The 7,940-nt window shown below is 42.9% G+C and carries 11 protein-coding genes; all 11 read right to left on the bottom strand.

The features are described from left to right. Window positions 1–189: 189 nt before the first annotated feature. A complete protein-coding gene (locus D0T56_RS16185) occupies window positions 190–633 on the bottom strand; it encodes a PH domain-containing protein (RefSeq protein WP_163321208.1) in 444 nt (147 codons plus the stop codon). Further along, window positions 630–1,250, bottom strand: coding sequence for a M23 family metallopeptidase (locus D0T56_RS16180; RefSeq protein WP_163321207.1), 621 nt, complete (start codon window positions 1,248–1,250; stop codon window positions 630–632). The genes D0T56_RS16185 and D0T56_RS16180 overlap by 4 nt, the downstream gene beginning before the upstream one ends. 102 nt (window positions 1,251–1,352) lie before the next feature. Beyond that, window positions 1,353–1,865 carry a DUF3872 domain-containing protein gene (locus D0T56_RS16175; protein ID WP_163321206.1) on the bottom strand — a complete coding sequence of 171 codons (513 nt, stop codon included), beginning with the start codon at window positions 1,863–1,865 and terminating at the stop codon, window positions 1,353–1,355. Window positions 1,866–1,878: 13 nt separating this feature from the next. Next, entirely contained in the window at window positions 1,879–2,454 is a 576-nt protein-coding gene (locus D0T56_RS16170; protein WP_163321205.1) for a conjugal transfer protein TraO, read from the bottom strand. 3 nt (window positions 2,455–2,457) lie between these two features. After that, a complete protein-coding gene (traN, locus tag D0T56_RS16165) occupies window positions 2,458–3,426 on the bottom strand; it encodes a conjugative transposon protein TraN (protein ID WP_163321204.1) in 969 nt (322 codons plus the stop codon). Between the two features lie 34 nt (window positions 3,427–3,460). Continuing rightward, window positions 3,461–4,792, bottom strand: coding sequence for a conjugative transposon protein TraM (traM, locus tag D0T56_RS16160; RefSeq protein WP_163321203.1), 1,332 nt, complete (start codon window positions 4,790–4,792; stop codon window positions 3,461–3,463). Next, on the bottom strand, window positions 4,773–5,102 hold the full coding sequence (locus D0T56_RS16155) for a TraL conjugative transposon family protein (protein ID WP_163321202.1): 330 nt from the start codon (window positions 5,100–5,102) through the stop codon (window positions 4,773–4,775). The genes traM and D0T56_RS16155 overlap by 20 nt, the downstream gene beginning before the upstream one ends. A 20-nt stretch (window positions 5,103–5,122) precedes the next feature. Next, window positions 5,123–5,746 (bottom strand): conjugative transposon protein TraK, encoded by a 624-nt coding sequence (gene traK / locus D0T56_RS16150; protein ID WP_163321201.1) that lies wholly within the window; start codon window positions 5,744–5,746, stop codon window positions 5,123–5,125. Window positions 5,747–5,761: 15 nt separating this feature from the next. Further along, window positions 5,762–6,766, bottom strand: a complete 1,005-nt coding sequence (gene traJ / locus D0T56_RS16145) for a conjugative transposon protein TraJ (protein ID WP_163321200.1) — start codon at window positions 6,764–6,766, stop codon at window positions 5,762–5,764. Window positions 6,767–6,788: 22 nt separating this feature from the next. After that, a complete protein-coding gene (locus D0T56_RS16140; RefSeq protein WP_163321199.1) occupies window positions 6,789–7,421 on the bottom strand; it encodes a DUF4141 domain-containing protein in 633 nt (210 codons plus the stop codon). Window positions 7,422–7,457: 36 nt separating this feature from the next. Next, window positions 7,458–7,940 (bottom strand): TraG family conjugative transposon ATPase (locus D0T56_RS16135; RefSeq protein WP_163321198.1); only part of this gene is annotated, 483 nt, incomplete at its 5' end.

Genomic DNA, 7,940 nt, shown 5'->3' with positions numbered 1-7,940 from the left:
TGGTTTTGACGATTTAGTCATGATTATTGCTTGCGGTCTGCATAATTTTAGAATTGCAAATTCATTGATTTTTAATCATATATAGTTTTATTGAATATAATGTCTAATATATTTCCACAAAAATACCCATAAAAAAACACCTGACAAAATCACTTGACAGGTGTTTTTCAATAAGTTGAATAAAGTAGTTTACTTAATCTGCTCATTTATCGCCTGCTTAAACAGAAACGGATTACTCACATAATAGTAGCAGTTGGTAGCCCCTCCGGTAGTAATCACGATAGAACCATAGCCAAAGATACGTCCAGCGATGCCCTGTACCACCTGAATACCTTCGCATTTAGCCAGCACCAGTTCAACCGTTCGGCGGCTGATTACTCCTGTTTTGATAATTACCCGCTTATTTGTTACGGCATAGATAGAGCCGACTTTTACAAACATACGTTGTATAAGGGAAACCAGCCCCAGAAACAAAAGTGTAAGTCCTAAATAGTGTGTTATAAGTACTTCATCGAAGTAACACATAAACCCGATAACCAGTAATACAGTAGGTTGCAGGAACAGAAATACATGTATCCGTGCCCTGTACCTGATTTCTTCTCCGGGTTGCAAATATGTAGCGAGAAATTTCATACTGCTTTTTCGTTTAAATTTTGTTTATTCCATATTTCAAACAGGCAACCGCACCATTCTATCGGATTTAGAAAACGTTTCCCTTTCCTAATTTCATAATGCAAATGACTACCTGTTACAAGTCCTGTATTACCCACACAAGCAATCTGCTGGGTTATATTTATTGAATCGCCTACATTTACCATCGTCTTGCTTAAGTGCGCATAAAACGAATGGAAACCGCCTGTATGCTCAATCTCTATAAAATTTCCGTATCCCGAATTATAACCTTTCCGGACTACTATCCCATTGCCTGTGGCATAAACGGGTGTACCTTTCGTTCCTGAAATATCAATCCCTCTGTGGAATTTTCGCACCTTGTAAACAGGGTGAAAACGCATTCCGAAACCCGATGAAATGCGTAAGGGTTTCTTAACCGGGAAAATGATAGGATAGTCGCATAACTCATCAATGGATAATTGCATAGAATCGACTATACGCCAGAACTCTTTCATAGAAAGAATCTTTTCCGTAAACTTTTCTATTTCTGGTTTTCTATTTGGCAAATCGTTTGCCTGACTACATACCAACAGTGGTAAGTATAGCCAGACTGTAAAAAATAATATATTGTATTTCATGATTTTTTCGAGTTTAATGAAAACGCCCGAATAATTCCGGGCGTTTATACAATGGTTAGCTACTCCACTCCCTCTCCCCACAGCTCTATGTCTGTTGGGGCACTACTTAACGACCGGGCTATACATAGCCAACATAGAATATTGAGTGCGATACAACTGCAAATAATCATGGAATGATGTTTTTTCTGATTCCTCTTCCTTATCATTTTCATTATTGAACGAAAAGGAAAGTGTGAACATATTCCCGAAATTATCTAAGAAATACAAATCTATGACCTGCTGATCCTCCGAGCTGGAAGTGTAATACAACCGGAACGTTTCTTTAGGAACTCCGTACAAATCGTTCGGCAGAAAGACCATTCCTTCTTCGGTTTCAAGCGTACCTTTACCTTGCGGTTGGAAATACCTCATGTAATATTTAGCATCTTCCCAACGACCTTTTCTTATCAGTTGCAGCCGAATCTCTGCGGTTTCTCCCTTTTTGATTTTGCCTTGAACAGGGAGGTGATGAACCTCGAATTCATAATCGCGCTTAATGTCCAGATCGTCGCTACAGGCACATGCTATCACCAGAAGTGATAGCGTGCATAACATATATCCTAAAAATTTTCTCATTTCAGTTTAATGTTTAATTGATTATTATTTTAATACCGGCGCCCATTGTAAAATGGAAGCGATTAATCGCAGTACCGAACATGATTCTTTCACGCGCACGGACCAACAGTACAAATCTGTCGGACAGATAGGTTTCAATCTCGAAGGAAACAGCACCGCCATATATAAAACCGTCTTTGTCTTCCAGCATGGCGCCATCATACAGCAGACGTTCGCCCCAGTTCAGCGTTTCATATCCGGCAATGGCACTGCCACCAATAGAGAAAAATACCGTTTTACTGCCATCGGAGAGGAATTTGAAATAATGTCCGCCTTCGGCTGTTATCTGCGCCACCGGAAGAAATACTTCCCTGTATTCAAACTGCTTTTGTAAATATTCGGCACCGAATACCCAACGGTTTCCTTTCTTTGTATAGGTACTCATGCTGATATTGCCATAGAATGCCTGACCGTCCTTTTTCGATAATTCGAATCCGTTTACAAAACCTCCGGTGAGTTCTAATCCCCGTTGTCCGGGAAGATATCGCTGTGCACTTGCCGTTCCGATAAATGTAACCAGAACAGTCATGATTAATAGATACCTCTTCATATCCTATTTTACTTTTAATTCGTCAATCACCCGTGCGCGTATCAAATCAGAATTCTCGATGATAAACTGTTGATGTCTCCCACCATTCTTTTCAAAGAGTTCGATAACCATCTGCTTGTCGTCGGGAATCGTAATCTTATCAATCACAAAGACGGTTCGTTCTGTCTTATTACCCCTAACTGTTGTCAGATAATTATAGGCTCGGATGGGGTAAACCACCGTCTCCTGAATAGCAGTCCGCTTAGCAACCTTCTTATCCACAATCTTCATGCGGATAAAGTCAATCTCGAAAGGAACATTCGATTCGTTCTTGACTTGGGTATGCAGGTACAACAGATTATTATGCGAATAAATACCTTTTAAAAGATACTGAATGCCGAACCGTTTGGAACCGATATGTTTCACATGCCTTTTGTTATTCTTATAAATGGAACGGTTAATCAGGTTGACCAACTTCGGCGATTCGTTGCCGAGTTCCTTCAGGTAAATTTCAAGGGCATTATTCGGGCGGTTGACCGCCTCACCATCATGCATAAAATCCCGCATCTCCACATTTAGTTTCTGCGGTTCATCTACATACTTTACATTGAAAGTATAAAAGCTACCGTCAGCAGTAATTACCGCCATATTCGTTTCAGTCTCAAAACCGCGAACCGCCGCCTTTACACGGATCACATTCTCCGAACCGGTTGCTTTGCCTGCCAGAATATTAGCTGAACCCAAGTCTACATAGGAGATTTCAGCCGGAAAAATAATATGCACTGTCTTGTCAAAAGTTACCTCCAACCCGTAGGGCGGAATCATCCTGTCGTAGGTTATCTTTTTTGTGTACCCCTCAAAATAATCCCCGAAAGAGGGTTTGGGCTGGTAAGATTCCTGAATTTCCTCTGCTGTTACTTCCATAGCTGAATTTTGGGCATATACCGTCAGTCCGGTAACTGCCATAATAAAAAGAATAATCGACTTTTTCATATTCTAAAATGTTTTAAATGATTTGATAGTTGGATTAGTTATTGGTATCCGGAAGAAGAAATATCCAGTAGCCCGCTTTAAGCGTAACTTTTACTTCCCGCGCTTTTTTTGCAATGTACTGGGATGTTCCCTGAATAGCACCGCGACCCAAATCGGTGAGTAATTGTTGCCCTGCACTTTGACCTTGCTGGGTAATGGTAATGGAACTACCCATGTTCTGCCCCATATTGCCTGCGATTTCTTTTACGGCATTCATTTCCATCGAGCCGGGAATATAAATGCCATGCTGTCCGTCAGAATCATAAGCCTGTAGGCTGACCGGAATGATATTCCCCTCGTATTCAATGGAGGAAATCTCTATCCCTAACCGTTCTCCCGAAATCTTACCCACGCCTGTAAGGATGGTGTTCTTCGGAATAACATGCCTGCCCGCCCGCATTTCTTCAGTCATCCGTAGCTTTACGCTCTGACCGTTTACCAGCGTCTGATCGCCATGTACTACCGCACTAATGGTGTTTTTATCGCTGGAGGCTTCCTCTGCACCTACCGTATGGAAATCCCTGTTCCTTGGCTGGCTGTATTGTTTGATAAACTCCAGATCGCTCATCGGTTGCCGGAGGGAAGAAACAACCTGTTGCTTTACCTGTGTAACCGGAACCACTTCCGTTTTCTTGCCGGAACTGCTATTTTCCGTATTCGTTTTTCCGGTAGATGCTGCTCCTTCCTGACTACCGGGCATATACTTAGCTGCCAGCTCATAGGATTTTTCCAAGAGTGCCAGTTGGTCATCGACCGAAGTGGAGACCTGTTGCTGTTGTGCCATAGCCGCTTTTAACTGTTCCAGTTCCTCTTTCAACTGTTCCTTTTCAGGGTCTTCTTTCGGTTCTTCGTAGAAACTTCCGAGAGTACGGTTGATATCCCTGTAGGCAGCGTTGGAAGATTCAAATGAATTTCCCCGGCGGGAATAACTACTATTACCGACTGAACCGTAAGACTGAACCGTCGGGGTTTTCTCCGGTTCCTTATTTACAGCGTCGATAGATACGTGTTCCTGATAGTTTTCCTGATTGCTATCCGGAGAATCAAGCATAAACGAATAATCCTGTAGCGAACGCATCTTTTCTTCCTGTTTCTGCCGCACCTGTTCCTGTTCGTATGCGGTTTTCTTGTCATCAATTATCCCGGCATCCTTGGGGTCGGGAATGTCGGCATTAAAGCCGACACCCTGTTGCTGTGCTTCTTTATCGCTCTCTGACGGAGCGAAAATCAGCCACATACATCCGCCAAAGGCAAGAAACATCACCGCAAATACCAGATACTTTTTCAGTTTCTGTTTCCCGATCGCATTATCCTTCTTCTGTGTCATTTTCTTCCTGTTTAAAATGTTCATTAAAAAATTCCTGCATTTCCCTTGTCACTTCTTCCGGCTCTTTACCGGATTCTTCGGGCCCGGGTGCCATTTCCGGTATTTTGATTTCAGAATCTATCTGTTCCCATCTCTTATCTTCCCGACCTATATTATAGATAGCCCGGAACATGATATAGAAATTGCAGACGGCAAAGACTGCTACCAATATCACAATCACCAGAATTCGAGTACCGGGACCCATCGGCGCACAAATGCGCCGGAGTCCGTCTTCTACCCTGTCTTTGATTTTACTTATAAATTGTCTCATGATTTTTGTTATTTGCTTTGTTATCGGTCAAGTACCCTGACATCCCTATTCTCCAATACCGTAAAACCTTCCAGAATAAACCCATGCGGATTATTATCACTACGCACGGAATTTTGTAGTTTGGATGCTGTGATAAGGCTCCGTTCGGTAATGTTCCGTTCCCGGATGATGTATTGCCTGGCGTAGGTTATCACGTCATAAGGATAAACCTCAAAGTTGCATTTTACACTGTCTATCTCTATCCGTTGGTTGATATTGCCGGAAATTATCCGGTTATAATATCCCTTTTCCGACAAGTCGCGGTAATGATTGAAAGCGGTACGGTCCGAAAGGAATAAAGCACGTTTAATATTACCTTCGATAGCGCTCTTATCCGGTGATAACGTGTAAAAGAGTTCGTGGAACCGTTTTATATGCTCCCTTGCCTCTACCGGACGGTTCTGACTTAAATCCTGCGATAAAGCCAGCTTCAGCGATTTGCCGTCGTCCAGTACATAAATCTTCTGCCGTTGCGCTTCGGCGAAATTGTAGGCTTTCCAAACGGAATATCCCATCATCACCGCGCACAGGCAAAGGAAAATGATGCTGAACAGGCGGAGCTGCTTAAAACTGGATTCGATATTGTTTAATGATTTAAATTCCATTGTTATACTTTTAATTTATCGTTTCAAAAGACGACCTGCGATGTTACCGACGGCTGCACCAGTAGCACCTGCTGCCAGAGAACCGGCTTTGGTTGCCGACTGATTGACATTCTTTCCGTAATTGCCCATGCCGCCCGCAGCTATAATCCAGTTTGCTACTGTAGGAATGGTAAAGTAGCCCACGATACCGATAATCATAAAGATGATATAGACCGGGCTAGAACCATCGGGAATATAGCTTTGATCAGACAGCATTTCTATATCCTGTTTAAGCATCAATACCTGTATTTTGGCAAGGACACTGCTGAACAGGTCCGAAACGGGAAGCCACAGATATACACTCAGATATCTTGTTATCCACTGCGTCAGACTGGATTGAAACCCATCCCATACCGAAATAGCAAAAGCAATAGGTCCGAGAATAGAGAGTACGATTAAAAAGAAAGTACGAATGGTGTCAATAACCAATGCGGCTGCCTGAAAAAGAAGCTCCAGCAACTCCTGAAACCATCCCTGAATCGCTTTCTTGGCATTGAACGCCGCACGGTCCAGATACAGTCCACATTTATCAATGGCATCGAACGTCCCCATCTTTTCCAGTTTCTTATCGAACTCTTCCTTATCAACCAGATAGGCTTTTTCCGGATTTCGTTTGTAAGCCTCAACCTCCAACTTATCCCGCAACTGTCGATGTTCTTCCATATCCAGCGTTTGAGACTGTACCATATTATTGGCTCCCTTGACTATGGGCGACATAACGCTGTTAATCGTTCCCAATACGACAGTCGGGAAAAACATAATACAAAATCCGATTGCGAAAGGCCTCAATAGCGGAAAAACATCGATGGGTTCCGCTCGTGAGAGTTGTTGCCATACACGGTAAGCCACATAGAATAAAGCGCCAAGCCCTGCAATACCTTTTGCCACACCTGTCATGTTACTGCATAGCGGCATCATGTCCACGTATAGTTTTTGCAGGATTTGATGCAGGTTTTGAAAATCTATTGCCAGTAATGTCATATATTATCTGCTTTTAATGAAATTACCAGTAACGTTCATTCGGATTTCCGTACAATGCCAGTACCCGGTCCTGATCCTGTTTCTTTTTGGCACGCAGGTAGGACACCCCAATGTTTTTATTGGTATAATACTGTATCAGTCCGCGATATTCATAAACATGGTCATAACACAGGTTAATGATATCCATCCGTTCTTTATCGGTCATCGAAAGACCGGAGTCGTTGACAATGGATTTCAGGTCGTTTATCACAAAAGAGGATTCTTCCAGCAGAATGGTATATCCCTGCGCAATGGCACTCAGTTCATCCGCTGTAAAGTAAGGGTCGGACAGCATTTTCTGGAAACTGTTTACATAAATGTCCGTAATATCGCCCATCATCAGGATGGTCTGCTGTACCTTGCGGGCATCGCGAACCAATCCTTTGACTTTCTTTAGCGCATCGTAATATTCCTTTCCCTGCTGATAGATCTTGACGGTTTCCTGAAAATTCTTGATCATATTCTGCGCCGTCGTAGAGGTTTGTACAATGTTCTTGGTGGCATTAATAATGCCCTGGGCAAGATTGCCCGGGTCTGTTACGACCCATTGAGCATGGGATTTCTGATTGATGCAGAAAATAGCTCCCAGGCACAATATGAAAAATTTAAGTCTCATACTGATTGATTTTTAAAGATTAATACATTTGTTTGATTACTCCGACCGCTTACTTTCGGCCAGTTGCTTGATAGCCAGTTCTATGTTCCCGCCGAGTTTTTCGGTCAGCCGGAACAGTTCCAGTTTCTCGGTTTCTTCCGTGGTGTAACAATAATACTCTTCCAAACTAACTTCCGTAGCATAGACCGCTGACTGTGTACCGCCAAGCCCAATCCACACCTCTTTGTACCGTCTTGACGGATTGTTTGCCATGTTGATAGACAGTATCTGTGCGCGTTCTTTTTCGGTGAGTCCCAGAAGTGTTTGTATGGAATCGAATTTGTTGACGTACTTCCGCTGATCGAGCAGGATTTTACAGTCGGAGTTATTGATAATCGCCTCTTTGACAATAGGCGAAGCGATAATATCGTCCACCTCCTGCGTTACGACAATGGCTTCCCCGAAATATTTTCTGACAGTTTTGTGTAGGCTAAGCACCCAGCGCCTTATCGCATTACTGCGGTAGGTTTCCGAGCACTC

This window comes from Dysgonomonas sp. 520 (assembly GCF_010501095.1).
GTDB lineage: Bacteria > Bacteroidota > Bacteroidia > Bacteroidales > Dysgonomonadaceae > QVMP01.
This window is presented reverse-complemented; position numbering and strand designations above follow the sequence as displayed.

What these genes read in the sequence shown, in the direction of transcription:
- traN (WP_163321204.1), bottom strand. Translation starts at nt 3,426, where the DNA reads ATGAAAAAGTCGATTATTCTTTTTATTATGGCAGTTACCGGACTGACG.
- traJ (WP_163321200.1), bottom strand. Translation starts at nt 6,766, where the DNA reads ATGACATTACTGGCAATAGATTTTCAAAACCTGCATCAAATCCTGCAA.
- D0T56_RS16155 (WP_163321202.1), bottom strand. Translation starts at nt 5,102, where the DNA reads ATGAGACAATTTATAAGTAAAATCAAAGACAGGGTAGAAGACGGACTC.
- D0T56_RS16170 (WP_163321205.1), bottom strand. Translation starts at nt 2,454, where the DNA reads ATGAAGAGGTATCTATTAATCATGACTGTTCTGGTTACATTTATCGGA.
- traK (WP_163321201.1), bottom strand. Translation starts at nt 5,746, where the DNA reads ATGGAATTTAAATCATTAAACAATATCGAATCCAGTTTTAAGCAGCTC.
- D0T56_RS16175 (WP_163321206.1), bottom strand. Translation starts at nt 1,865, where the DNA reads ATGAGAAAATTTTTAGGATATATGTTATGCACGCTATCACTTCTGGTG.
- D0T56_RS16180 (WP_163321207.1), bottom strand. Translation starts at nt 1,250, where the DNA reads ATGAAATACAATATATTATTTTTTACAGTCTGGCTATACTTACCACTG.
- traM (WP_163321203.1), bottom strand. Translation starts at nt 4,792, where the DNA reads ATGACACAGAAGAAGGATAATGCGATCGGGAAACAGAAACTGAAAAAG.
- D0T56_RS16185 (WP_163321208.1), bottom strand. Translation starts at nt 633, where the DNA reads ATGAAATTTCTCGCTACATATTTGCAACCCGGAGAAGAAATCAGGTAC.
- D0T56_RS16140 (WP_163321199.1), bottom strand. Translation starts at nt 7,421, where the DNA reads ATGAGACTTAAATTTTTCATATTGTGCCTGGGAGCTATTTTCTGCATC.